This is a genomic window from Gemmata sp. SH-PL17 (assembly GCF_001610855.1).
Taxonomy (GTDB): domain Bacteria; phylum Planctomycetota; class Planctomycetia; order Gemmatales; family Gemmataceae; genus Gemmata; species Gemmata massiliana.
Map to the genome: position 1 here is coordinate 8,296,935 of NZ_CP011271.1, position 23,321 is coordinate 8,320,255.

23 protein-coding genes are annotated in these 23,321 nt (G+C 64.1%); 10 read left to right on the top strand and 13 right to left on the bottom strand.

The window, feature by feature from the left end; genetic code table 11:
- Window positions 1-34 precede the first annotated feature (34 nt).
- From VT84_RS34545 to VT84_RS34560, 4 genes are all read right to left on the bottom strand, one after another.
- Window positions 35-1,222, bottom strand: a complete 1,188-nt coding sequence (locus tag VT84_RS34545; RefSeq protein ID WP_082842743.1) for a zinc-binding dehydrogenase — start codon at window positions 1,220-1,222, stop codon at window positions 35-37.
- The gene (locus tag VT84_RS34550; RefSeq protein ID WP_162271948.1) at window positions 1,206-2,570 is read right to left on the bottom strand and encodes an MFS transporter; all 1,365 of its coding nucleotides are present in this window, start codon (window positions 2,568-2,570) and stop codon (window positions 1,206-1,208) included. The genes VT84_RS34545 and VT84_RS34550 overlap by 17 nt, the downstream gene beginning before the upstream one ends.
- Before the next feature lie 86 nt (window positions 2,571-2,656).
- Window positions 2,657-3,907, bottom strand: a complete 1,251-nt coding sequence (locus VT84_RS34555; protein WP_082842745.1) for an LL-diaminopimelate aminotransferase — start codon at window positions 3,905-3,907, stop codon at window positions 2,657-2,659.
- A gap of 389 nt (window positions 3,908-4,296) precedes the next feature.
- Complete coding sequence (locus VT84_RS34560; protein ID WP_082842746.1) at window positions 4,297-6,195, bottom strand: PAS domain-containing hybrid sensor histidine kinase/response regulator; 1,899 nt, start codon at window positions 6,193-6,195, stop codon at window positions 4,297-4,299.
- A gap of 92 nt (window positions 6,196-6,287) precedes the next feature.
- Between VT84_RS34560 and VT84_RS34565 the strand changes: the two genes are divergently transcribed.
- The 4 genes from VT84_RS34565 to VT84_RS34580 all read left to right on the top strand — a co-directional run bounded on the left by VT84_RS34565 (window position 6,288) and on the right by VT84_RS34580 (window position 8,700).
- On the top strand, window positions 6,288-7,184 hold the full coding sequence (locus VT84_RS34565; RefSeq protein ID WP_082842747.1) for an alpha/beta hydrolase: 897 nt from the start codon (window positions 6,288-6,290) through the stop codon (window positions 7,182-7,184).
- Between the two features lie 67 nt (window positions 7,185-7,251).
- Window positions 7,252-7,761, top strand: coding sequence for a hypothetical protein (locus VT84_RS34570; protein WP_052550550.1), 510 nt, complete (start codon window positions 7,252-7,254; stop codon window positions 7,759-7,761).
- A gap of 103 nt (window positions 7,762-7,864) precedes the next feature.
- Window positions 7,865-8,356 (top strand): RNA polymerase sigma factor, encoded by a 492-nt coding sequence (locus VT84_RS34575; RefSeq protein WP_052550549.1) that lies wholly within the window; start codon window positions 7,865-7,867, stop codon window positions 8,354-8,356.
- Window positions 8,353-8,700: a hypothetical protein gene (locus VT84_RS34580; protein ID WP_052550547.1), complete on the top strand. Its 348-nt coding sequence runs from the start codon at window positions 8,353-8,355 to the stop codon at window positions 8,698-8,700. Before VT84_RS34575 ends, VT84_RS34580 begins: the two co-directional genes overlap by 4 nt.
- Before the next feature lie 205 nt (window positions 8,701-8,905).
- Here VT84_RS34580 and VT84_RS41880 read toward each other — a convergent pair whose 3' ends face one another.
- Complete coding sequence (locus VT84_RS41880; protein WP_255359584.1) at window positions 8,906-9,499, bottom strand: ISAs1 family transposase; 594 nt, start codon at window positions 9,497-9,499, stop codon at window positions 8,906-8,908.
- Window positions 9,390-10,064, bottom strand: a complete 675-nt coding sequence (locus tag VT84_RS41885; RefSeq protein ID WP_082842749.1) for an ISAs1 family transposase — start codon at window positions 10,062-10,064, stop codon at window positions 9,390-9,392. Before VT84_RS41885 ends, VT84_RS41880 begins: the two co-directional genes overlap by 110 nt.
- A 200-nt stretch (window positions 10,065-10,264) precedes the next feature.
- On the opposite strand from VT84_RS41885, the gene bamA reads away from it, so the two are divergent.
- Together bamA and VT84_RS34600 are read left to right on the top strand one after the other, a co-directional pair.
- Complete coding sequence (gene bamA, locus VT84_RS34595; protein WP_082842750.1) at window positions 10,265-12,619, top strand: outer membrane protein assembly factor BamA; 2,355 nt, start codon at window positions 10,265-10,267, stop codon at window positions 12,617-12,619.
- Between the two features lie 142 nt (window positions 12,620-12,761).
- Entirely contained in the window at window positions 12,762-13,421 is a 660-nt protein-coding gene (locus tag VT84_RS34600) for a hypothetical protein (RefSeq protein ID WP_052550545.1), read from the top strand.
- A 63-nt stretch (window positions 13,422-13,484) separates the two neighbouring features.
- Here VT84_RS34600 and VT84_RS34605 read toward each other — a convergent pair whose 3' ends face one another.
- From VT84_RS34605 to VT84_RS34630, 6 genes are all read right to left on the bottom strand, one after another.
- The gene (locus tag VT84_RS34605) at window positions 13,485-14,081 is read right to left on the bottom strand and encodes a peroxiredoxin (protein ID WP_052550543.1); all 597 of its coding nucleotides are present in this window, start codon (window positions 14,079-14,081) and stop codon (window positions 13,485-13,487) included.
- A 211-nt stretch (window positions 14,082-14,292) separates the two neighbouring features.
- Window positions 14,293-15,078, bottom strand: coding sequence for a PEP-CTERM sorting domain-containing protein (locus VT84_RS34610; RefSeq protein WP_052550542.1), 786 nt, complete (start codon window positions 15,076-15,078; stop codon window positions 14,293-14,295).
- Window positions 15,079-15,255: 177 nt separating this feature from the next.
- Window positions 15,256-15,501: a hypothetical protein gene (locus VT84_RS34615; protein WP_052550541.1), complete on the bottom strand. Its 246-nt coding sequence runs from the start codon at window positions 15,499-15,501 to the stop codon at window positions 15,256-15,258.
- A gap of 38 nt (window positions 15,502-15,539) precedes the next feature.
- Complete coding sequence (locus VT84_RS34620) at window positions 15,540-16,451, bottom strand: hypothetical protein (RefSeq protein ID WP_052550540.1); 912 nt, start codon at window positions 16,449-16,451, stop codon at window positions 15,540-15,542.
- Between the two features lie 92 nt (window positions 16,452-16,543).
- Entirely contained in the window at window positions 16,544-17,296 is a 753-nt protein-coding gene (locus VT84_RS34625; RefSeq protein WP_052550539.1) for a hypothetical protein, read from the bottom strand.
- A gap of 113 nt (window positions 17,297-17,409) precedes the next feature.
- Window positions 17,410-18,645, bottom strand: a complete 1,236-nt coding sequence (locus VT84_RS34630) for a hypothetical protein (RefSeq protein ID WP_082842752.1) — start codon at window positions 18,643-18,645, stop codon at window positions 17,410-17,412.
- A gap of 336 nt (window positions 18,646-18,981) precedes the next feature.
- On the opposite strand from VT84_RS34630, the gene VT84_RS34635 reads away from it, so the two are divergent.
- On the top strand, window positions 18,982-20,463 hold the full coding sequence (locus tag VT84_RS34635; RefSeq protein ID WP_052550536.1) for a serine/threonine protein kinase: 1,482 nt from the start codon (window positions 18,982-18,984) through the stop codon (window positions 20,461-20,463).
- 73 nt (window positions 20,464-20,536) lie between these two features.
- On the top strand, window positions 20,537-21,631 hold the full coding sequence (locus tag VT84_RS34640) for a suppressor of fused domain protein (protein WP_052550535.1): 1,095 nt from the start codon (window positions 20,537-20,539) through the stop codon (window positions 21,629-21,631).
- A gap of 4 nt (window positions 21,632-21,635) precedes the next feature.
- Here the strand turns inward: VT84_RS34640 and VT84_RS34645 are convergent, their stop codons facing one another.
- Window positions 21,636-22,124 (bottom strand): N-acetyltransferase family protein, encoded by a 489-nt coding sequence (locus tag VT84_RS34645; RefSeq protein WP_410000374.1) that lies wholly within the window; start codon window positions 22,122-22,124, stop codon window positions 21,636-21,638.
- Window positions 22,125-22,250: 126 nt separating this feature from the next.
- Between VT84_RS34645 and VT84_RS42580 the strand changes: the two genes are divergently transcribed.
- Together VT84_RS42580 and VT84_RS42585 are read left to right on the top strand one after the other, a co-directional pair.
- Entirely contained in the window at window positions 22,251-22,775 is a 525-nt protein-coding gene (locus VT84_RS42580) for a helix-turn-helix domain-containing protein (RefSeq protein ID WP_052552795.1), read from the top strand.
- Complete coding sequence (locus VT84_RS42585; protein WP_410000365.1) at window positions 22,753-23,319, top strand: IS630 family transposase; 567 nt, start codon at window positions 22,753-22,755, stop codon at window positions 23,317-23,319. Before VT84_RS42580 ends, VT84_RS42585 begins: the two co-directional genes overlap by 23 nt.
- Window positions 23,320-23,321: the final 2 nt, after the last annotated feature.

A 23,321-nucleotide genomic window follows, 5' to 3' on the forward strand; every position in this document is an offset into this window, starting at 1 on the left:
CTCCGTTCAACATCGATCAATTGTAGCGCCGATTTCAGTCACACGCGACAGCGACGCGCACCGGGCGCTCGGCCTCCGCGAACCGGAACGCCTCGTTCACTTCGGCCAGGGGAAACGACTTCGATACCAATTCCGCGAACGGGAACCGCGTGTGGTTCGCAGCGAGAAACTCGACCGCGGCCGCGAGATCGCGCGGGGCGTAGTTGTGAATGCCGGTCACGGTGAGGCACCGGCGAACAATCATTTCTGGCTCGATAGAAACCGGTGCAGTGGGGAACACCGCGCCGACCCAGACCGCCGTCCCACCAACACGAAGCACATCGAGCGCCGCACGCGAGGCGTCGGGCGCCCCGCTCAGTTCGAGCGCGAGGTCGGCCCCGCGCGCCTGTGCGAGCGACTTCACGAGGTCCGCGACCGCGTCCGGCTTCGCCAAGTGTCGCGCCCCGAACCGCGCCGCTTGCGCCAACCGGCTGTCGCTCACGTCGCACGCGATCGCGGTCATACCCAGGGCATCGGCCCACGCGCACGCTGTTAGCCCGAGCATTCCCAGACCGAAGATGACGACGGAGGAGGGCTTCGGAAGCAACCCCTCCCCAACCCCTCCCCTAAACGGAGAGGGGCTTAAAACTACCGATGGTTCGGTCCCCCCTTCCTTCTTAGGGAAGGGGGTTAGGGGGTTAGGTTTTATCACTCCCCCCACTCGCAGAGCCGCGGCGATCGTAGCCGTCGCACACCCGGCGGGCGCGGCGACCACATCGGGCAGGTCCGCGGGCACTTTTACGATCGCAGTTCCTTGGAGCAAGTGACAGTGCGTGGACAGTCCGCCGACGGGACCGCACTGCGGGGTAATCGCCTCGTGCCCGTACTTGCGGAGCGATTCGCACTTTTGGGGTAGCCCCCGCGTGCAAAAGAAACACGCGCCGCACGACACCGCGACGGCCCACACCACGCGATCGCCCACGCGGACCGGCTCGCCGCCCACATCGCGGACGTCGCCGGCCACTTCCTCCACGACGCCGACCGGCTCGTGGCCGAGCACGCACGGTGTCTTCTCTTTGCGGCGCCCGAGGAACGTGTGCAGATCGCTCCCGCAAACGGTACACAGCGACACGCGGACCAGTGCCTCGCCCGATCGCAACGTCGGGCGCGACGGAGATTCCACGCGGAACGGTGCGCCGGGACCGTCAAAGACCGCAGCCCGGATCTCAGGAATTGTTGCCATCGCCTTCGGGTTCTGCAGGAGGGGCGTCGGGCGAACGGCGGAGGGCGAATACCGTGGCGACGAGCATCGTCAGTGCGGCCACGCCCGCGAGCGCGCCGAACGCCGTGCCCCAACCGTAGTGTTGGGAAATGCGGCCGATGCCGGACCCGGCGAGCGTCGCCCCGAGGTAGCCGGCCGTGTCGATGATCCCGGCCGCGGTCGATCCGCCGCGCTGCCCGCCGAGTTTCACCGCGAGCACGCCGGAACAGAACGTGTACGGCGCGAGGAGGAACAGTGCCACCGCGCCGATGAGGGCGAGCGCGGCCCAGGTCCGGCCCTCCAGCGGTACCCACGCAAACAGGCCAAGAGTGACGACCAGACCAACGAGTGACGATACGACGACCAGACCGTAGCGCCCGTTGAGACGGTCCACGAGCCACCCCGCGAACAGCGCGGCCACCGCACCGACGAGCGGAAACACGAGGCTCGCCACCCCCGCCGCCCAAGCGTCCAACTTCACCACTTCATTGAGGTACGTCGGGTTCCACAAGTTAAACGTTTCGCGGATGAGCGTCAGCCCCACGTTCATCAGGCACACGAGCCAGAACGTGAAACTCGAAAACAGCGGCCCGAGCAGCCCCCACAGCGAAATCTTCCCGTATCCGGTGTCAGCACCGTACACGTTGCCCGGTGGCGGGGGCGGCTCCGGTAGTCCGACGACCGAGGGGCGGTTCTTCAGGGTGAAAAAGCTCACGCAGCCGATCGCGCCGAGCATCGCTGCGGCCGCGAAGAACACCCCCTGCCAGCCGACTCCGGTACTTACGACCCCACCGAGATAGAGGCGCGCGAGTGCGTCACCGAGTAGGTAACTCATCGTCAGCACGCCCATCACGGTCGCCATGCGGTTCGCGGTGAACCAGCGCGACGTGATCTGTACCAGCCCGCCCCACCCCATCGACTGCACGAACCGGTTCGCGCCCCACACGACGAAGAACGGCAGCATCACCGCGACCGGGAGTCCGAAACTGCTCGCCAGCCCCCCAAGGGCGCCCGTGCTGTTAGGCGCGAGTGCGAACAGGACCGTACACGCGACCGACGCGAACATGCCGAGCAAGAAGATGCGCCGGCCCCCGAGGTACTCGGCGAGAACCCCGTTGAGCGCTTTGCCGATCGCGTAGAACAGCACGCCCACGGACGCGATGTCGCCGATGTGCGCTTTCGTGAGCCCGTCCGGGCCGTACTCTTTGAGCAACAGGGGCGACGCAACCGACAGGTTCGACCGGCACACATAGTAGCCCGCGTAGCCGGTGAACAGCGTGACGACCGTAACGGCCTGCCAGCGGCGGAGCCGGGCAATTTCGTCGAACACGGGCGGCTCCGGGATGCAGGGTGGTTCCCGGTTTGAGATAGGAGCTTCGGGCAAAGTGCGAGTGAAATTCGCGTGAATGCCCCGGCTCAGAACTTCAGGTTCATGCCCTTGAGACGCGCGACAGTTTCTGCCATCAGCGCGTCCTCTTCGGCCTCACTGTTCGCGATGTACGTCACCGAGAACCGCAGGTACGCGCCCGCGTCGTCCCACGGCACGCAGCACACGCTCTGGTCGTGGATCAGGTACTGCGACGCGGCCTCGGCGTTGGCGAACGCGAGGTCGCCGGCCGCCTTCGGTGCGCTCGCGTAGAGGAAGTACGTGCCCCCCGGCATCTCGCACTTGAACCCCACCTGCTTCAGCGCCGCGACCAGCTTTTCGAGCCGGCGCTTGTACTTCGCCCGGATCTGGACCGGGATCTCGGGCGTGCGCAGTGCCTGCGCCGCGGCGTGCTGGACCGCCATGAACTGCCCGCTGTCGCTGTTGTCCTTCACGTCGGCGTAGGCCTGCACGATCTTCGGGTGCCCGCACACGAAGCCGAGGCGCCAGCCGATCATGTTGAAGCCCTTCGACATCGAGTGGACCTCGACGCCGACCTCCTTCGCCCCTTCCACTTGCAGGAAGCTCAGCGGCTCGGACTTATAGCTCAACAGAATGTGCGCCGCGTCCTGCACGATCACGGTCTGGTTCTTGTGGGCGAACTCGATGACGCGCTTGTAGAAGTCGCGCGTCGCAACCGCACCAGTCGGCGAGTTCGGGTAGTTGATAACGAGTAACTTCGCGCGCTTCTTCACGTCGTCCGGGATGCCGTCGAGGTCCGGGAAGAACCCGTTCTTCTCCAGCAGCGGCAGCCGCACCACCTCGCCACCGAGGTAGCGCGTCCAGGTGCCCGCGACCGGGTAGCCGGGCACGGTCATGAGGGTCACGTCGCCGGGGTTGATGAACACCGCGGGGAGCATCGCGTAGGCCGGCTTGCTGCCGATGCAGTGGCACACCTCGGTCACCGGATCGAGGGTGACCCCGAACTGCCGCTGCATGAACTCCGCGGCGGCGTCCTTGTAATTCTGGATGCCGTTGTCCGCGTACCCGCGGTTCTCGACCTTGTTCGCTTCTCGCGTGAGGGCGTCGCGCACGGTTGCGTCGGCCATGTCGTCGTTCTCACCGATACCGAAGTCGAGCAATTTGCGCTCGGGGTGATCGGCGAGAGCTTTCCGCTTGGCGCGCTTGATCTTCTCGAACTTGTAGATGTCGGTTCCCTTGCCGTAGTTGGCCCCGCCGATGCGGTCGGCGAACAGCGACTGGAACCACGGATCGGAAGCGGTCGGTGCGGAAGCGGACATGGGTGGAACGGTCCCGGGGCGGAGGTAGAGGAATATCCGGTGTTGTAGCAGCGGGAAACACGAAAGCCTATACACTCGGTCCACTTACGAAGTGAGAGCACACGTCGATTGCGAAGCGGTAACCGTTTACGCAGATCGTGACTCGGCCCACCGGAGAACAACCAGTAACTCACATCAGTGTCGTTGCGCTACTACGAACCGGTTCAAGCTGGCGAGCCTTGCCGGGCATTTGACATCAGATACGTATGGCGTTTGTGACTCGAACCACACCGGCGGCGGAACCCGGAATGTCAGCATTTGTTAGCATCCTACCGATGCGATTCGATGCAAGTTTCAACTTGATAAAGACTTGCCGAGAAACGAACGCGGCTAACTTTTGCGCGAATCGGCTAACATTCGGCGGGCGGCGAGAAGCGGGACGGGTTCGGTTCGGGCACCTGGGGCCAGTAGATGCGGATGGTCGTTCCCCAACCGGGTTCCGATTCCACTTCAATGTGGCCGCTCGCAGCGCGAACAGCGGCGCTCACTGTGGCGAGGCCCAGGCCGTTTCCGTGGTCGCCCTTCGTGGTGAAGAACAGGTCGAACATCCGGGCGCGGACCTCGGGCGTCATCCCGCTCCCCTGGTCCACAACCGTGATCGCGATGTACTCGTTCGGCGGGGTATCGGCGGGCCAGCCCCGGTGCCCCGGTTCGGCCCGCGCGGTCGCGGCGCGCACGGTGATAGTGCTCCCGGGCCGGCTCGCGTCGCGGGCGTTCAACACAAGGTTGAGCACCACGCGGTCGAAGTCGGTCGCGTCGGCGCGAGCGAGCGGGAGGTTCGGCGCGACGTCGAGTTCGAGCGCAATTTTTCGCTCGGTCAGGCGCCGGAGCATCGGCGCGAGCGAGTGCAGGGCCGCGGCGACATCGAGCGGGGCGAAGTTCGGTCCGCGGGGCTTGCTGAGCGCGACCAACTGCCGGCTCACAATGGCAATGGTCTGTGCGGTTTGAGCGATCGTCTCGGCGAACTCGGCGCGCGAATCCCCACTGGGAAGCCCCTCGCGGATCAGGTCCGCGTTGCCAATGATGACACCGAGCATGTTGTGGAAGTCGTGCGCGATACCGGCCGCCAGGCGCCCCGCGTCGGCGAGGTTCGCGGTCGCACGCAGAGCGTTTTCGGTGGCCGCAGCGCGTTCTTCGGCCGCTGTGAGGCGCGATTGAAGCTCACTCACCGCAGGTGCTTCAATCGCACGCGCCAACTCGACCGCGGCCCGCGGCGCGAGAGAGCGGAGCACAGTGGGGGCGTCGGTGTCGGCATCAAAAGGGCGGTCGTCGGCCACGGCCACGAAACCGAGCAACCGCCCGGCCGCATCGATGAGCGGTTCGGAGGCAAACGCTTCGGCTCGGAGTTTGAGCAAGAACGGGTCATTCGGGTAGCGCGTGCGGGCGCCCGAGGGCACGAACGCGGACCCACCCGCCACGAGGTCGCGTACAAGTTCCGCGCTCGTGTCGAAGGTGAATGGGGCTCCCGCCCGCCCGCCGATCCACGCGACCACGGTCCGGGCTTCACCCGGCGCGTGCGGTTCGACAACGACCGCCGCACGCACCGCGCACGCGATGCACAGGTACCGGGCGAGTTTCACGAGGAAGTCGCCCGCGGTCGCGGCCCCGACGCCGTCAAGGACCGTGAGAACGGCGTCGCGTGCGCGGGCCTTGCGGGTGATGTCGGTGGTGGAGCCGTCTACGCGGAGCGGGCGCCCTTCGGAGTCACGTATCAGTTTCCCGGACGTGACGGCCCACCGTATTCGGCCGCTCGCGTGGGCGATGCGGTGTTCGAGCGAGAAAGCGCCGGCTCCCGGCAGCAGCGAGAACGCAAGGCGGAGTCGTTCGCGGTCGTCGGCCGGAATCGCGTCGATCCACCGCCCGCGCTGAGTTTGCAGTTCGTGTGCGGTCAGGCCGTACAGTCGCTCGACGGCTCCGCCCGCAAAAAGCACTGATTGGCCGTCCGGCGCCACGGACCAGAACGCATCATCGAGCGCGGCCATCACCGCGGCGGGCGAAACGGTGGCGCCCGGTGCGGGGGTACTCGCGGGGAGCGGTTCCACCTTGCGCGGGGCGGGCCAGTGCGAAGCAGTTGGAGTGTCCGTGTTTCGGACCGTTTGTGCGAGCGCACTGGAGAGGGGCGCGGGCGAGGGACCGGGAGAAACGGTTCCGAACACAGCCGCTTCGAGAGCGGCCGTCCGCTGCTCCTGTTGGGCGAGCCGGTCGAGCGCTTCACGGAGCAGTGCTTCGATCGGGGAAGCCGTAATCATGGGCTGCGCGGCTCCCACGTGTTGCGGGCACTGACCGAATGCAGTACGCTCTCGATCACCGCCTGCGCCCGCCAACCCGAAAGGCCTCTCTGATGCGCTACTCGCTTCCGCTCGTTGCTCTCGCCGGACTGATCGCCGTCACGATACCGCCCCGACACTCGGCGGCGGCGGCCGACGATTACACCTACGGCCCCGACTCGGCGCCTCAAAGCGATGTTCCGAAGGGAAACGTCACACAACACCGTTGGAAGACGAGCAAAATCTTCGAGGGCACCGAACGCGACTACTGGGTGTACGTGCCGAGCCAGTACGACGGCCGTACACCGGCCGGCGTCATGGTTTTCCAGGACGGCGGGAGCTATGTGGGGGAGAAGGGCCAGTTCCGCGCGCCGGTCGTGTTCGACAACCTGATTCATAAAAAAGAGATGCCCATCACCGTGGGCATCTTCATCAACCCGGGCAAGTTTCCCACTCCGGGCAAGGAGGAGAAAGACTGGCGCCAGAACCGCAGTTTTGAGTACGACACTGTTTCTAATCAGTATGCCCAGTTCCTGGAAAAGGAGATACTCCCAGAAATTGGGAAAACTATTAAATTGAGGACGGACGCTGACGGTCGGGCGATCTGTGGCATTAGTTCCGGCGGCATCTGCGCATTCACGGCCGCATGGGAGCGCCCGGACCTGTTCTCGAAGGTGCTCTCGCACGTCGGCAGTTTCACCAACATTCGCGGCGGCGACGTGTACCCCGGACTGATCCGGAAGACGGAGCGGAAGCCGATCCGCGTGTTCCTCCAGGACGGCGCGGGCGACCTCGACAACCTGCACGGGCACTGGCCGCTCGCGAACCTGTCGATGGCCGCGTCCCTGAAATACATGGACTACGACTACAAGCTCGTGTACGGCGACGGCGGACACAACGGGAAGCACGGCGGCGTACTCCTTCCGGACGCGCTGCGGTGGTTGTGGCGCGACACCCCACCAGCAAAGTGATTCTGTGGGGTGGAACCGCCGGCCTAAAATCACGCTTCCGCAATAATGTCCGCTGCGAGTCGATCGAATGACGCGATATCTCACGCCGGTCGTGCTGGTTCTCGCCGCCTCTTCCACCAGCGTCGCTCAGGACATGCCCCTGGCACAGATCCTGATTGACGGCGAGGGGTGGAAGAAGGCAGAGCAGCCCAAACCGCGAGCAGCCAACGGCCCGGTTGCAACTCGTTCACCGGACGGCAGCACAACCTTCCGGTGGGTTCCGGCGGGGCGATTCATTGAGGCGCGGCAAACCCAGGCTCCCGGCTCTCAACCGTACATCGACTACGGCCCGCTGCGCCCGAAATACGGGGAAACAACGATCGAGGTAACGGGGCTCACAACGGACCGGGACGGCCGCATCTATGCCGCAACGGAGATTGGTGTGCAGGTGTTCGACCCGACCGGCCGATTGTGCGGGGTGCTAACCCCGGCCGCACCGGGCAAACCCAAGCACCTCGTGTTCGAGGGCGACCAACTCACGCTCTGGATCGGCGACACGAAATACACACGAAAGCTCAACACCGCGGGCACAAAGTAAGTGGATCGCCACCGCTGAACCGCACGTATTCAGGCACCAGCGTACTTTCCTGAAACGGGTGCCCGGCATGAAATACCCACCAACCAGAGACGTCAACTAAGCGATGGGACCGGACCAACTAGCGGCACTGGTTGATCGCTATGCGGCGGCGCTTGTGCTGTACGCCCGACAATGGTGCGCCTGCCCCGAAGACGTGGTGCAGACCGCGTTCCTAAAACTGGTCCGCATCGGCACCCCGCCGGATAACCTTCTACCGTGGCTGTATCGGGTGGTCCGGAACGGGGCCATCGATGCGAGTCGGGCCGCCCGCCGGCGCACTCGTTACGAATCTGCCGCGGCCGACAACGCGCCCAAGTGGTTTTCGCCCTCTTACGACCCGACCGGTCTGGACGCCCAAGCCGCGTCCGCGTCCCTGGCCCACTTGCCGGCCGAAACGCGCGAAATTATCGTCGCGCACCTGTGGGGCGGGCTGACGTTCGAGCAGATCGCCGAGGCCGTGGGCAGCTCCGCCGCCACCTGTTACCGGCGGTACGCTGCGGGCCTCGAAGTCCTCCGCCAAAAACTCGGGGCCGAGCGCCCCGCTCACGCAAAATGAATACGTCCGCACCCAACCACCCACCGAACGCCCCCGATCCGCTCGCGGTGGCGCTCGCCAAACTGGACCCGTCCCCGCACGGGTTCGAGTGGAACTCGTTCATGTTCGCCGCGGGCCGCGAATCGAAAGCCCGTGCGATCATGTTCTGGCGCGCGGTTTCGGGCGTGTTGGCGGTGATTGCTGGGGGCCTCGCGCTCGCGCTTTTCGCGCGCCCTTCAGTCCCCGTTTATGTTGACCGCGTGGTACCAACTCCGAGTGCGTCCCCGATCACTCCAGCGCCCCACCCGCGCGATACGGACGTCCCCGGTCAGGCCCCAGCGCCCATCCCTCGCGCCGCTCCGTGACGTGTCATTCGCGCGAAACCGGGCACTACGGAACACCGGCAAAATACACGAACCCATCTCACCAGAGTCACTGGGGATTACGCTCAATCTCCACACAAATACCCTAGATGAGCCAGAATACCCAAAATAACAACTCTAAAGTTCGTCATCACACATCCCAGTTCCCCCCGCTTCTCATCGCACGGCCGTCAGCAGGGCCGTTCCTTTATTCACACTGCGGGATGCCGATAAGCGCCTGTGCTTGGTCTGGGTGTATTTGAAGTTGTTCGATGGCCTCGGGGTGATTCTTGGCCCGAACCCGGGACAACAAATGAACCACGGCATTGCGCAAGGCCGCGAGAACCTGCGGGGCGGTGCCCTTGCGCACCCGGCACGCATCCTCGCCCAGAGTTACATCCCGGACGTAATGCAACGGATTCTCGATGCGCCAGTGATCCCGAACCAGGCCCAGAAGTGTCGCCGCGTCCGCTCGCTCCGCCGAGAGGCTGGTGATCCCGTGCACCACCTCCACCGTCCGCGCGCCCTTCACCATGCGCTCGCGCGTTACCTTGAAGCCCTGTTTGAGTCCCTTCCACATCGGGCTCACCGTCAGGATCCGCGTGACCTCAAGGGTGCGCGTCTCCCGACGCCCGTGGCCCTTGTCCGTTGAGGTGGCCGACCGGCCCGACGGCGCGGGCGTCGGGACCGGTTCAGGGGGAAGTAGCCGCCGCGATCGAGCGCGCGGCGGCCTCGAACGCGAACCCGCCCTCGATGTCGATGACCAGGGCCGGTTGGTTGTTCTTGGCCACGAGGACGTAATCGCCCCCGGCTTCGATCACCTGTTTCGCCAGATCCCGTTGGCAGAACATCGCGTCGCCCGTCACCACTTTGCCCGTCAGGGGCAGGATCCCCAGCAGTTCCAACGCGGCCTTGTGTTCGTTGGTCCGGGAATCGACACGCACCTGAGCTAGAACCGCCGCGACCGCCGGCGCGAACGCGGCGACCAGGTGCAGTCCGGGCACGTCCCCGTCGCGACTCCCACGCAGGGTCTTGCCGTCGAGCGCGAGGTGTTCAAACGCGGCGGGGTCGATGCGCCCCTCGATCCAGCGCGACAGGGCGTCTTCGAGTTGTTGTGCGTCGAATCGTCGGAGCGTGCGCGAGAGCGTGGACGTGGTAGGCGTTTGGCCCCGTCGGAACCCGAGTGCGTGGGCCAGTGGGGTTCCGTGTTGTCGCCCGAATCGCGCGATCCCGGAGAGGCTCTTGCGTCCCATGAGCAGGGCCAACGCGACGAGTCCCAGAACGGCAGGCAAGGGGTGGACACGACCGTGGCGACTGCGTGGGTCGGGGAGCGTGGCGAGCGCGTCGTACAGGGTGCGAGGGGGCATGCGCAACTCCGGGACCAAGAGGCAACGCGCCCCGATTACCCAACCGCACTCAAATCCACAACATGAAACAAGGAACGGCCCTGCGGCCGCATCGTCATCCGGTGTCACGATCTTGACACAAAATCGCACGGGGTTTATGTGCCCCAACTCGCTACCGCCGATGCCGCCGCTCGAATGCCCGGTACCCCAAGGGGAATCCGATGCCCGCCTGCCGTCGATACCGTTCGTGGCTCGTCACCGCCGTGGTCACGCTCGCGATGTTCGCGGGCGCACGGGGGTGGCTGCGCGCGGCCGACAACCCACAAGGGAAACAAATTGCGGAAATCCAAACGGCCGGTAACCGCATCCACACGACCGCACAGATTCTCAACGTCATGCACTCGCGGTCCGGCAAAGCCTACGACCAGGCTCTGATCCAGGAAGACGTGCGCCGGCTCCAGAACACCCGCTGGTTCACGCCGGACGGCATCCGTGTGCTCACCACGAACGAGCAAGACGGGCGCATCACGGTGACGATTTTCGTTAACGAACTGTCGAGCACGGTGCAGGAGATCGTGTACCGCGGCGCGGAGCACATCAGCCCCAGTGACTTGCGCACGCTGACCGGGTTGCGCAAGGGCGATCCGATGAATCCGCTGGCCAACGAACTCGGGCGCGCGGCCATCCTGCGGCGGTACCAGGACGACGGACGGTACTTCGCGACCGTGGACTTAGTGGAAGGGAACAAACCGACCGATTCCCGTGTGGTCTACAACGTCGTCGAGGGACCGGTCGTGAAGGTCTCGCGCATCGAGTTCGTGGGGAACTCGGGCGCCATGTCCGGCCGGCTCCAAACGCAACTGGTGACAAAAAAGGCGTTCGGCGGGCTGATCGGCGGCAAGTTCAACCCGATGTCGCTGGAACTCGACCGCAAGGCGCTGACCGAGTACTACCAGGCCCTCGGCTACCTCGCGGTCCAGATCAAACCGGAGGTCCAGCGCTCGGCCGACATGAGCCACGTCACCATCGTGTACCACATCATTGAGGGCGCCCAGTACCACGTGTCCGACAAGTTCATTACCGGGAACACCTCGTACCCGACCGAGAAACTCACAGCCGTGACCGAACTGCAGATCGGTGAGCGGTACGATCGCCGCGTGGCCCAGCGCGACCTGACCCGGCTCCGTGACTACTACGGGTACCGCGGCGTCATGGCCGGAATCGAAGAACAGTGGACCGAGGTGCAACCGGGACTGGTACAGGTGAATTACAACGTCCTCAACGACCGGGGCGCACAGGATCGCGTGGGTCGAATCAAGATCGACGGCAACGCGGTCACCCGCGACGACGTCATCCTGAATCAACTCGACCTGCGCCCGGGTCAGATCCTCCAGTACCCGAAGATCGAGGACGCGAAGATGCGGCTCGCGCGGCTGGGCATCTTCGACGCGGACGATCCGCCCGATGTTCAGGTGGTCCCGAACGAGTTCGATTCCGAGTACAAAGACATTCTCGTCAAGGTGCGCGAGACCCGCACGGGTAACATCGTGTTCGGTGGGAGCGTGAACTCGGACGCCGGGCTCACGGGTAACATCGCGATCAACGAGCGGAACTTCGACCTGTTCCGGTTCCCGACGAGCTGGGACGACATCCGCTACGGGCGCGCGTTCCGCGGCGGCGGCCAGGAGTTGCGCATCGAGGCCGCCCCGGGCACCTCGTTTCAGCGTTACTCGGTCACGTTCCGCGAGCCGTACCTGATGAACACGCCGTTCGGCCTGACCACCTCGGCGTACTACTACAACCGGGCCTACGCGGAGTACAACGAGGACCGCTTCGGCGGGCGCATCACACTGGACCGGCGCCTCGACCAGATCTGGAGCGCGTCCGCGAGCACGCGCATCGAAGGCGTGAACGTGAAGGACATCCCGTACTATGCTCCATACGCGATCAGCAAGGACGCCGGCAGTCACTTCCTCCTCGGGCTGCGGGCCGGGATCAACCGCGACACGCGCGACTCGTACATCTACCCGACGAAGGGTAACGTGTTCGACGCCGGGTTCGAGCAGGTGCTCGGCGATTACACGTTCCCGATCGGTACGGCCGAGTTCACGCAGTTCTTTTCGTCGCGGTACCTGGCTCGCGAGGACGGCAGCGGCCGGCACGTGCTCGGGTTCCGTACCCAGGTCGCGGTGGCCGGCACGAACGCCCCGGTGTTCGAGCGGTTCTACGCCGGTGGTATCCGGAGCTTCCGCGGGTTCAGCTTCCGCGGAGTCGGGCCGTTCGAGAACAACTTGGCCGTCGGCGGTACGTTCTCGTTGCTCAACACGATCGAGTACCAGATCCCGGTATTGCCAAGCGACAAGATGTTCGTGGTCGCGTTCGTGGACCACGGGACCGTGGAACGGAACTTCGAGATCCGGGACTACCGCGTGTCGGTGGGTGCGGGCATCCGGCTGTCGGTCCCGGCGCTCGGGCCGCTCCCACTGGCGTTCGACATCGCGTTCCCGCTGCGCCAGGGGCCGAACGATCACCGCCAGGTGTTCAACTTCTCGATGGGTCTGTTCGGCAGCAAGTAACGCGAAGGTTTTGAGCGAGCGGGGCACCAACCCCTCGCTCGCTTCTTCACATTCTTGGGACGCCACCGGTTCCTGTATGAAGCCCGGTCCCGGTGCCTTCACCACCGTGTACAATTCCGAAAACGAACACCTGGGAGTGCCCATGTTCCTATTCGGGTTGGATACGGACCAAGTTTCCGCTGAATACACCAAGCGCGTTATCGTGACGATTCTCGTCGCGGCGACCACTTCCGGCGCGACCTTCGCGTTTACCTGGTGGTGGGCGCGCCGCCAGGCCACGCGCCAGTGGTACGCGAAGGAATTCCTGGACCGCATCATCGTCAGCCTGAACATCTTCACCGACGGCGCGTTGAAGATCCGCACCGTGCTGGAGCGCTCGCTCGACGAGGTGTTCCTGAACAAGCTGGCGGTCGCGAAGGTGTGGGCCGCGGCCCGCGCGACCACGGTCGAGAACCCGGTGATGCCGATCGCGAAAGAGGACCGCTGGTTCCTACTCAATTTCGTGTTGAACGCGGTCGCGGAGCACTTCGTCGAGGGGCACATCAAGCGCGACGCCGGCCTGCCGGTCACCACCGTGAAGTACGCCCTGTTCCTGACATGTGAGCTGGTCGGTGACGAGCGAATTCGCAAGGTGCGCGCGATGCTCGTGCGCCGCGATCTGTTGGAAAATTTTCCCTACGCGGACACGATGCCGGTTCTCGAAAACCCGTGGCACGAGGACCGCATTAAAACGCTTCGGGCCGCGTCTGCACTGTACAAGAAGGAACCCGACAACTTCTTGATGCTGGAAGTGTGCGTGTAACGCGAGATGAATCTGCGTGCCCGGACAGACCGGGCACGCGAGTGCCGCTGTAACTAACGCGGTTTACTTCTTCGCAGCCTTCTCGAAGTACGCGCCCGCGTTCTTCGTGTCGATGGTCGCGGCACCGGGCTTCCAGTCGGCCGGGCACACCTCACCGTGCTTCTCGAAGTGTTGGAGCGCGTCCAGTACGCGGAGCGCCTCGTCCACGCTGCGGCCCAGCGGCAGGTCGTGAACGGTGATCGCGCGCACAATCCCCTTCTGGTCGATCACGAACAGGCCGCGGAGCGAGATCCCCGCGTCCAGGAGGACGCCGTAGTCGGCGCTGATCTTCTTGGTCAGGTCGGCGACGAGCGGGTACTTCAGTTCGCCCAGCCCGCCCTTGGCGCGCGGCGTTTCGATCCAGGCGAGGTGCGAGTACTGGCTGTCCACTGACACGCCGACGACCTGGCAGTTGCGCTTCTCGAACTCGGCGATGCGGTCGCTGAACGCGATGATCTCCGTGGGGCAAACGAAGGTGAAGTCGAGCGGGTAGAAAAACAGGACGACGTACTTCCCGCGGTTGCTCGAAAGTTTGTAGGGCGCGTCGTCGGGGGTGATCTGGCCGTTAATGACGGCCTTCGCGGTAAAATCCGGGGCTTCCTTTTGTACTTGAACCGGCATCGGTGACTTACTCCCGTTGGGGCGTTGAGTTCGCGGACCGGCACATCCGCCGGTCCCCGCAGACATGATTAGGGATGAGTACACCCATTTCCAGCGGGGGCCGCGAAGGGAACACATCGGGCGCACCGATTCGCGCTGTAACGCACGGGGCTGAGAAAACAAAAACACGGCCCCGAAGAGCCGTGTTTCGCGCGTGTCGGGGCGTCGTGTCTTACTTCGTGCGGCGGCGGTTAAAGAGCCGGAACCCGCCCGCGGCCAACCCGCCCACACCCAGGAGTAACCCGGTTGCCGGCTCCGGCGTCGCGATCGGTCCCCCGGGGGTGCCACCCGTTCCACCGTCTCCACCGCTCCCGTTACCCGGGTCACTGCCGCTTCCATTGCCGTTGCCGTTACCGTTACCGCTCCCGTTGCCCGGGTTTGTGGTCGTCTCCTTGTCCCCAGGCCCGAGACCGATCACCCACCACCCGCCGTCCGGCACGCTCACGACCCCACCGGCGACCGGGTTCGATTGCGGGTCGGTGACCGAAACCGTCAGCGAGCGAGCGCCGGTCGAATCAGCATCGCCCAGTACCGCGGAGAGCAGTAGTGCGTTCGCGGGCGGGGCCGTCGCACTCGCGTCGGGGGCGGCACTCGCCAACCCTTGACCGCCCTCCATTTGGCGCTTGAGTGCGCTACTCAGGTCACTCGGCTTTGAACCGCCCGCGAGGTACCCGTACCCGTCCGTCGTGGGCACCACCACGGGAACCGCGCCGCCCGTGAAAAAGCTGCTCCCGCCACCAGTGGTGGCTTCGATGGTCCCCCCACTGAGGCCCGTAACCGCAACCGGAGGGGGACCGTGAGGCGTCTCGAACCACCAATCCTGGTAGCCCGTCGGTGTAGACGAACCGGCCAGACCGGTCGCAATGGACACCCAGAACCCGTCCGCAGCCGACGCCGGCCCGGTGATCCCGAGTACAGCGACGCCGACCACGACGACCCACGCCGTTGCTCGACGCATAAAGCCACGCCCCTTCCTGAGAAACCTACCTATCTCACCCCGACGGCGCGAACATTAGCGACCCCAGGAAACGAAATAAAGACGAAGTTTGTCAACCTGAAGTGGCCAGAAAATGAACAACCCCGGCCGCGAGCCGGGGTTGTTCATCAATCGGATAGGGAGGCGCGCAGGGTGAGATCACAATTTGGGAGCCGTCCCGCCGTCAGATTTTAACTCCGTCCCGAGCGCGCGCACGTTCGGCGTCTCCTTGGGCGGGCTCTTCCCAGCGTACTCGCTATTGTCCAAGTAGAGCAACACGCACCCGACCGCCACCGCCACTAACGTGATGAACAGCATTACCACGTAAGGGCCGTCGCGTTTCACCTGTTCCGGGCGCTTGGGCATATCGTCGCCGCGATCGTCGCGTGTCCGGCTTCTGGCCATTGGTCGTTCTCCGTGCGGGGTGTCAGCGCCCAAGTGGTTCAAGGGAGTTTAGGCGCGCCGGTCGAGATAATGCCCACGGTGTCGCCCTTGCGTGGTAACTCGTCGGGGCGGAGCTGTGAGACGGGCACCCGACGGGCCGGCCGGAACTCCGCGACCGCTTGCTTCGGGTGCAGCGATTTCGTCACGACGAGCGTACCGAGGTACTGACCACCGCCCGACTCGCGGTAAACGTCCAGTCGTGAACCGGGTTCCAGCCCGGCGTCAATGCCGATGCTGATCTGGACGAACTCATTGGCGGCGTCGCGGAGAACGGTCCCGCGCGTGTTGTCCGGCAGGGCTGCCGGGGCCTTATCGATGCTCCGAAGTACGGCCGCGGTTCCGCTCCCGCCGGTCTGTCGCAACTGGGCCACGAGATCGGTCAGTTCGAGGATCTTCCTGGCATTGTCCTCGGCAAAGGAGCGCTGGAGCTTGGAATCGTTTTCGGCCCGGAGGCGCTCGCGCTCGGCGGTTTGCAGCGCCAGTACGAGTGCGACCACCTTACCTTCGAGTTCGGTATTTCGCTTACGTGTATTAGTTAACTCGCCCAGAGTGACTTTCTCACTCGCGATCATGAGGGCCGCATTTGCGGCCGTGGCCCTGATCGTGTCAGTAGCCTTCTTAAAGTCGTCGTCGCCCTTCTTGCTCCGGGCCTCGAGTTCGTCGTACTTATTGTTCAGTTCCGCGTTGCGGCCCTTCTCAGTTTCCAGCTGACGGACGAGCTGCTCTTTCTCCGCGCGGGTGCTGACCAATTCGGCGTCCCGGTTCGCCTCGCTCAATTTCAGCGCCTTTTCGTAGGCGTCGGCCCGAGCCTTCCAGTTGGTCCGCGTCGCGTAGACGTTGACGGTGAAATACGCCCACACGAGTGAGGCGATGAGAACCAGGAACGTCAAAATTTTGCCGAGCCAACTCATCACACGCCCTCCCCACTCACCTTGTTTCGCGCCCCACTGATGATTCAGATGCGAACAGCCGCGCCGATCTTTCGGACATCCGGTACCACGTGTCAGAAACGGGCGCCCCCGAGCGCCCTCAGCCGCTTCTGTAGTTGCTGTTTGCGCCGGGCGACCGTCTCTCGCGTCTCGTACTCGTTCGAGGTGAACGTGGAGAGGAAAAACAGTTCGGCCTGCACGCTATCGCGGATCGTGTTCACCGCAACCAGGCGATCCTCGGTCGCGACCACGTCCGCACTGAGTTCATCGAATTTCCGCCGCTGCTCCGTGATCTGTGCCGTCAGCTCCAACATCTCCTTGAGGTCGTTCGATACCGAGTCGGTCAACATGTCGATCCCGGGAAGTGGCAACTCGTCGCTCCCAAGAAGGGGCGCGCCCTTCGGCTTACCGGTCGCGTCCGCGCTCAAATCATAGAGCTTCAGAGCGGGATCAATTGTGGGCGCGTAAAATCCTTTCCCGCTCCGGGGGTTCGCCGGATCGATCAGATCCCGGGGGTTGCCTTTTCGAGCCCACTGGTAGCGATCGGCGTAGCCTTTGAGGCGCCCGGCGCGGAGCGATTCGCTCGCCTCCAGTTCTTTCAAACTGGTGCCCCAAACGCTGGTCGCGACCTCTGCACTACGGTTCAATGCGTCGATTTCGGCCTTGAGTTGCGCGAACGTGGCCGTGCGGGCGTTCTTATCGACCCCACCCTCGGGAATCGGGTCGAACCACGCCGGGCGCTGGGCGTAGGCGCTCAGCGCCCACGTCATCATCGCGAGCCCAACGGCGAGGAGCAGGAAAGCCATCAGCTTGCCGATTGCGGTCATCGTCGCACCTGGCCGGAATGAGCGAATCGCGTTTCGAGTCTAAACGAAGACAGGTTTCCCGAATCCGTACACGCCCGGACCAAACCACCCCAAAGCCCGGGTCACAAAGCACACTAGGGCTGACGCGGCAGGAGCCCGTACCGTTCACGCTCCACGTCAGTGAGAAGAGCTTCGAGCCGGTACACCTCTTCCAACGTCAGGCTGACTTCGCGCTGGATCTCGTACAGTTGCTTTTCGATTCCGGTTTGCTGCACGAGGTGCTCGTCAACTTCGGTCTGCACCTTCTGGAGCTGCGCCCGTAAACTGGCGAGTTGCGTTTGTCGGCGACTCACGGCATCGTCCGCGGCGGTTTTCTGCTCCACGAGTTTTGCCTTCTCGTCCGCAACCACGCGCACCTGGTTCACTTTCTGTCGCGCCTCGTTGAGCAAGTAGTCCTGGACCTTCTGGAAGTTCGCCTGATCCACCCCCAACGGCAGCTCCACCTGACTCCGCATCTCGCGGAACCGGATGGTTTGGGCCGTGATCGCGGCCACGTAGCGCCGCAACCCCACCACCACCGCCACTCGGCGCTGCCACGCCGCGTCCCGATCGAGATGAACGAACAAGTGGGCCAGGCGCGCACGGCGATCGGCGTCATCAGTCGCCACCGGGGGCTTCAACTGCGCCGCATCTGCGCCCGCCCCTTCAGCCTTGCTCTGCATCTCCTGCCACTTGGCCGGTGCGAGCGCCGCGCTGCCACCCGCGTAGAGATTCGGGGCAACGCGGTAGAACTTGCGGTCCAAAGCGTGAACGAGCGAATCCGCGTCCGCGGCGAGCTTCTCGGCGGACTTGGGAGCACCGGTCTTGTCGTTGCGCGAGGCCCATTCCTGGTACTGAACCCGCTCGTTCATCGTCTCGGCCTGGATCAGCAACCAGCCTTCAACGAGGGCGATCTTCTGCGCCGCGTCTTGGGCCTTATCGAGCTCACCCTTTAACAGCCCGAGCACGCGCTTGGCTTCCCCGACCTGGTCGGTAACGGGTGTGTTTGCCGTGAGCGAGAGCCGCGCGGGCGCTTGCTCCCCGCCCGTCGAAGCCCCGCCCCCGGCGGTACCGTTGCGGAAGTAGGTTTCGAGCAACTTCTTGCTGACCGTACTAGTGACTTCGCCACCGGCCATTGGAACTTCAAAGGGCGTCTCATCGTCGGCACTGAAATCCGCCCCTTCGACGGGGAGCCCCTGAAGGAGCAACAGGTGCCGCAGCCCGGCCGCGTTGATTTGCTGGCGGCCCTTCCAGTCCTGGGTCGCGAGGTAGACGTAGCCACCCCCCGCGAGGAGGATCGGGACAATCAGCAGGATGCCGAACAGTCTCATGGCAGTTCGAGTCCCTGCGGGGTTGGGCTGCGAGAACCCAACCACCATTTGGAGTTACGTCACATGCGCTGAAGCGCTTCCAGATGCGATTCTGGCGGACAACACGGACCTTGACAAGCGCCGAACGTACACAAAACGCGGGAGATCGGAAACTTGGAAAGGCGGTGTCGGTCCTATCGATTATGTGGGACCGCGAGCGAACCTTTCAGGGATTCTACCCGCCACAAACGGCCGCCCCAACTGGAACTGTCCGCGCACAACGGCCGCGTTTGGACTATAAGTATAATACCCGCGCGCTGGCCCACGTACCGGCGGCGGTTGTCGGAGCGCACCCTTATGGCAGTCGAACCGCCCGTCCCGCCTCAACTCGGCAACTACGACATCGTGTCGAAGATCGCCGAGGGCGGGATGGGAACCGTGTACAAGGCCAAGAACCGGACCACGGGCGAAATCGTGGCCGTGAAGGTGATCGCGCCGGCCACTGCCAAGAACCCGATCCTGCTCCAGCGGTTCGAGCGCGAGTTCCTCGCGGCGAAGGTGCTGGACCACCCGAACGTGGTCAAGGCACTCGATTACAGCGGCGCGCTGCCGCACCCGTTCCTCGTTATGGAATTCGTGGACGGCCTGTCGATCGGCCAACGAATCGAGAAGCAGGGAGCGTACCCCGAAGCGGAGGCCGTGCGGCTCATTGCCCAAGTGTGCGACGGGCTCCAGCGCGCCCACAAGCAGGGCCTCGTACACCGCGACGTCAAGCCGGACAACATCCTGGTCAACAAGGACGGCGTCGCGAAGCTCACCGACATGGGCCTGGTCAAGGAGGTCGAAGGCGACCTGAACCTGACGCGCACCGGGCGCGGGCTGGGCACCCCGCACTTCATGGCCCCGGAACAGTTCCGCAACGCCAAAACGGTGGACGTGCGGGGCGACATTTACTCCCTCGGCGCCACCCTATACGCGATGGTCACCGGCGTCGTCCCCTTCGAGAATGCCAGCCCACTCGATTGCTGGATGCGCAAGATCCGCAACGAATTCCGGGCACCAAAAGATCTGAAACCGGCCGTCTCGGACCGCGTGGACTGGGCTATTCGCCGGGCAATGAGTGCGGAACCGAGTCAGCGCCCGTCCAGTTGCCGCGAGTTCCTCGAAGACCTGACCGGCCAGAGCCGCTCAGCGACCACGGCTGGGAGTCCAAACGCCCAAACTCAGGCTCCAGCCGCTGATGTATGGTACTTGGTCTACCGCGACGAAAACGATAAGGCCCACACCGTCAAAGGCAGCACCGACGGCATCCGTAATGCGCTGCGCGACAGCCTACTCGGTGATCCCTCCGGCGTGCTTGTCAGTCGCACGAAAAACGGGCAGTTCAGCCCACTGTCCAGCGTACCCGAGTTCCGTGACCTCGTCGTAACGCCCGCAGCCCTTGCGATGCCCGCAACCCGGACTCCCGGTTCGGACGAAACGACCGACTATGGCGGCCCCCTACCGACCGGATCAAGTTCCTCGGCTTCGCGCCTCCGGGCGGGCGGCTCCGCCCCTCGCCCCAACACCCCCGTACCCTCGACTTCACCGTCCAAACCGTCGTCCCCTCTACCGACCCAGCCGTCGAGCGGAACGTACAACGCGACCACCGCGTACAGTTACTCCGGGGCCTCGGGCGCACACACTGCGCACAACCCACGAGAGCCACGAGAAACCAACAAATCAAAGCCTGCCCGCCCGCACCCCGAGAACCGCGAGGAATCGTTCAACTGGACTCCCGTTCTACTCGTCGTGGTGATGGCCCTCAGCGCGGTCATCGGCTACCTCGTTCTGAAATAGCCAATAGCCCGCGGCTTGTTGACCTGCTGCCCGCGAAATGCGATCCTCCGTGGACCGTTCGTGGAGACACGTTGTGGCCAAGAAGAAGAAGGGTAATCAGGCTCCGGTCCCACCCGCCGGGGAACCGGACGATGCCCCGGGCTGGCACGCAATCGATGTCGCGTGCGAGCGGATCTACCCCGATCAACCGGACCCGGTCCACGCCGCGTCCGCCCCGCATCCGCCGTTCGGCGACGGCCTCATTTACGGCATCAGCGCGTACCGCGCGACCGAAGGTGCTCCGCACTGGCACTTCGTTACCTACGGGTTCAGCGAGCTGTACGCGAAGGAATCCGACGCCCCGGACATGAGCGGGTGGGGCTTCGAGTTGACGTTCCGGCTCGCGCGCGGGACCGAAGAACTGCCGCCCAATTGGGCGATCAACTTCCTGATGAATTTGGGCAAGTACGTTCGCCGGTTCGGGAACGCATTCGACTCCGGGCACTTAATGGACCTGAACGGCCCCATTGCTTTGGGAACGGATACCGCGATTCGCGCAATCGCGTTCGTCCCCGACCCGCAACTCGGTACGATAGACACGCCGAACGGGAGTGTCAAATTCCTGCAAATCGTCGGCCTCACGAGTGACGAACACGCGGCCTGCGGCGACTGGCACACGACGCCCGTTCTGAACCTCCTCCGAGGCGCCAATCCGTTGTTGCTGACCGATCTGGATCGCCGTTCGGCTCTCGAAACCCCGTCGGTCGCAGAACAAGTTCAAACCGGAATCGACCGCGAAGGCTCCCAGACCCCGCTCATCTTTGTTACGTTCGTCGAATGGGAGACGGCGGGCAAAGGCGCGTCACGAACTGCGGTGCTCGTTCTCGGCGCGCGGGGCGTTCAGGCGCTGGTGCCGAAGTTGCGCTCGCGCCTCGCGCACGGGCGCGACTTTCGGCTGATCGGTCGTGAACAGGCCGTCAACTTCTGTGCTCGTGACACACCCGGGTGGAAGACCGATGACACGGTGCTGACGATCGACCTTACCCCAACCGCGCTCGCGGCCGTCCGCGCGAATCTTCAGCCGGTTCGGGGCCGGTATACCTGGCCAGAACTCCCCAACTTCGTGCTCGCAGTACAGCCATCGAACATCACCGACGCCGACGGAAACGTGATCGATGTGATCGGCTGATCGCTCACAATTCGCGGAACATCACGAGCGCATCTACGAAGCCGTGTTCCTTGTGCCGGAACGCCCCGGGCAGACGCCCCACCGCCGCGAAACCACACCGCTCCCACGCCCGAACCGCGGATACGTTCGCACTCACCACGAAATTGAACTGCATGGCGGTAAAACCGAGTGTCTTTGCGGTTTCGAGCGAGTGCTGACACATCGCGACCGCAAGCCCGCGCCCGCGAAAGTCCGAGGAGACCATGTAACCCGCGTTCGCGACGTGAGCGCCGCGCCCGGGGTGGTTTGGTCGAACGTAGTACGTTCCGGCGAATCGGCCGTCTTCTTCGCACACAAAACACGTCGCGGGAGCATCGAACCACAGCTTCCGCGCGGTAGCTTCGGTCGTGGATTCGTCATAAGCGAATACATCCCCACTCGCCGCGACGCTTTGAAATAGCGCCCACACGTGCGGCCAGTCGCTCTCGGTCGTTTCACGGATCGTCACAATCATCTCCCGCTTATTTTCGATCTGCTTTTATTCTCAGCGTACCCTGGAGTGACACAATTTATCCTTGAGGAGCCTGGTGCTGTAGCGGAAGATCGGTGCTCACCGTAATCCGTTACCGGGAGAGGCTCCATGCGTCCCACGTACTCGTTCCCCGAGTCGGTTGTCGAAGCGATTGTGCGCGATCGGTACGGGCACCCGGACCCGCGCGTTCAGGAGCGCATGGAGATCCTGTGGCTCAAGAGCAAGAACGAGTCGCACGGGCGCATCGCCGAACTCGCCAACGTGTCCCGGTCCACGGTTCAGCGGACCTTGCACATCTTCGCGGCGAAGGGCCTCGATGGGATTCGGTCGTTCGGGTGGAAGGGACAACCCAGTGCCCTGACGCCACACGCGGCAACGATCGAACAGGAGTTCCGCAAGCACCCGCCTCACACGGCTCACGAGGCGGCGCGGCGGATCGAGGAGCTGACGGGCGTCCGACGAAAAGTGTCGCGGGTGCGCAAATTCCTCAAGGACGACCTGGGGATGAAGTGCTTGAAGGTGGCACCGATCCCGGTCCCGCCCAAGAAGACGATCGAGGAACACGCCCGAGCGCAGGCGGACTTTTTAAAAGGCGGACCTGGAACCGAAGTTGGCGGAGGCGCGGAGCGGTAAGCGGTCGGTGTACTTCGTGGATGCGTCGCACTTCGTATTGGCGTCGTTCCTGGGTTGGGTGTGGTGCTTCGTGCGGTTGCACGTGCGCGCGGCAAGTGGTCGGCAGCGGTACAACGTGCTGGGCGCGCTGAACGCGGTCACGCACGAACTGGTGACGGAGATCAACACGACGTACATCACCGCCACGTCGGTGTGCGCGTTGCTTCACACGATCGCGCGCCGGGCGGGCTCGGTGCCCGTCACGTTGGTGCTGGACAACGCCCGGTATCAGCGGTGCGTGTTGGTGCAGGACGCGGCCAAGCAGTTGGGGATCGAGCTGCTGTTCCTGCCGTCGTACTCGCCGAACCTGAACTTGATCGAGCGCCTGTGGAAGTTCGTGAAGAAGGACGTGCTCAACAGTCGGCACCATCAGGACTTCAAGAGGTTCCAGAGTGCCATCGACGGGTGCCTCGCGGATCTGCCGACCAAACATCGAGAGAAACTGGCGACTCTGTTGGCCCACAACTTCCAGACCTGGAACAATGTGTCACTCCTGGGCGCGTAAAG

Bases quoted from the DNA above. Each gene is read 5' to 3' on its own strand.
- VT84_RS34545 (WP_082842743.1), bottom strand. From the start codon at position 1,222: ATGGCAACAATTCCTGAGATCCGGGCTGCGGTCTTTGACGGTCCCGGC.
- VT84_RS34555 (WP_082842745.1), bottom strand. From the start codon at position 3,907: ATGTCCGCTTCCGCACCGACCGCTTCCGATCCGTGGTTCCAGTCGCTG.
- VT84_RS34560 (WP_082842746.1), bottom strand. From the start codon at position 6,195: ATGATTACGGCTTCCCCGATCGAAGCACTGCTCCGTGAAGCGCTCGAC.
- VT84_RS34565 (WP_082842747.1), top strand. From the start codon at position 6,288: ATGCGCTACTCGCTTCCGCTCGTTGCTCTCGCCGGACTGATCGCCGTC.
- VT84_RS34570 (WP_052550550.1), top strand. From the start codon at position 7,252: ATGACGCGATATCTCACGCCGGTCGTGCTGGTTCTCGCCGCCTCTTCC.
- VT84_RS34575 (WP_052550549.1), top strand. From the start codon at position 7,865: ATGGGACCGGACCAACTAGCGGCACTGGTTGATCGCTATGCGGCGGCG.
- VT84_RS34580 (WP_052550547.1), top strand. From the start codon at position 8,353: ATGAATACGTCCGCACCCAACCACCCACCGAACGCCCCCGATCCGCTC.
- VT84_RS41885 (WP_082842749.1), bottom strand. From the start codon at position 10,064: ATGCCCCCTCGCACCCTGTACGACGCGCTCGCCACGCTCCCCGACCCA.
- bamA (WP_082842750.1), top strand. From the start codon at position 10,265: ATGCCCGCCTGCCGTCGATACCGTTCGTGGCTCGTCACCGCCGTGGTC.
- VT84_RS34600 (WP_052550545.1), top strand. From the start codon at position 12,762: ATGTTCCTATTCGGGTTGGATACGGACCAAGTTTCCGCTGAATACACC.
- VT84_RS34605 (WP_052550543.1), bottom strand. From the start codon at position 14,081: ATGCCGGTTCAAGTACAAAAGGAAGCCCCGGATTTTACCGCGAAGGCC.
- VT84_RS34610 (WP_052550542.1), bottom strand. From the start codon at position 15,078: ATGCGTCGAGCAACGGCGTGGGTCGTCGTGGTCGGCGTCGCTGTACTC.
- VT84_RS34615 (WP_052550541.1), bottom strand. From the start codon at position 15,501: ATGGCCAGAAGCCGGACACGCGACGATCGCGGCGACGATATGCCCAAG.
- VT84_RS34620 (WP_052550540.1), bottom strand. From the start codon at position 16,451: ATGAGTTGGCTCGGCAAAATTTTGACGTTCCTGGTTCTCATCGCCTCA.
- VT84_RS34625 (WP_052550539.1), bottom strand. From the start codon at position 17,296: ATGACCGCAATCGGCAAGCTGATGGCTTTCCTGCTCCTCGCCGTTGGG.
- VT84_RS34630 (WP_082842752.1), bottom strand. From the start codon at position 18,645: ATGAGACTGTTCGGCATCCTGCTGATTGTCCCGATCCTCCTCGCGGGG.
- VT84_RS34635 (WP_052550536.1), top strand. From the start codon at position 18,982: ATGGCAGTCGAACCGCCCGTCCCGCCTCAACTCGGCAACTACGACATC.
- VT84_RS34645 (WP_410000374.1), bottom strand. From the start codon at position 22,124: ATGATTGTGACGATCCGTGAAACGACCGAGAGCGACTGGCCGCACGTG.
- VT84_RS42580 (WP_052552795.1), top strand. From the start codon at position 22,251: ATGCGTCCCACGTACTCGTTCCCCGAGTCGGTTGTCGAAGCGATTGTG.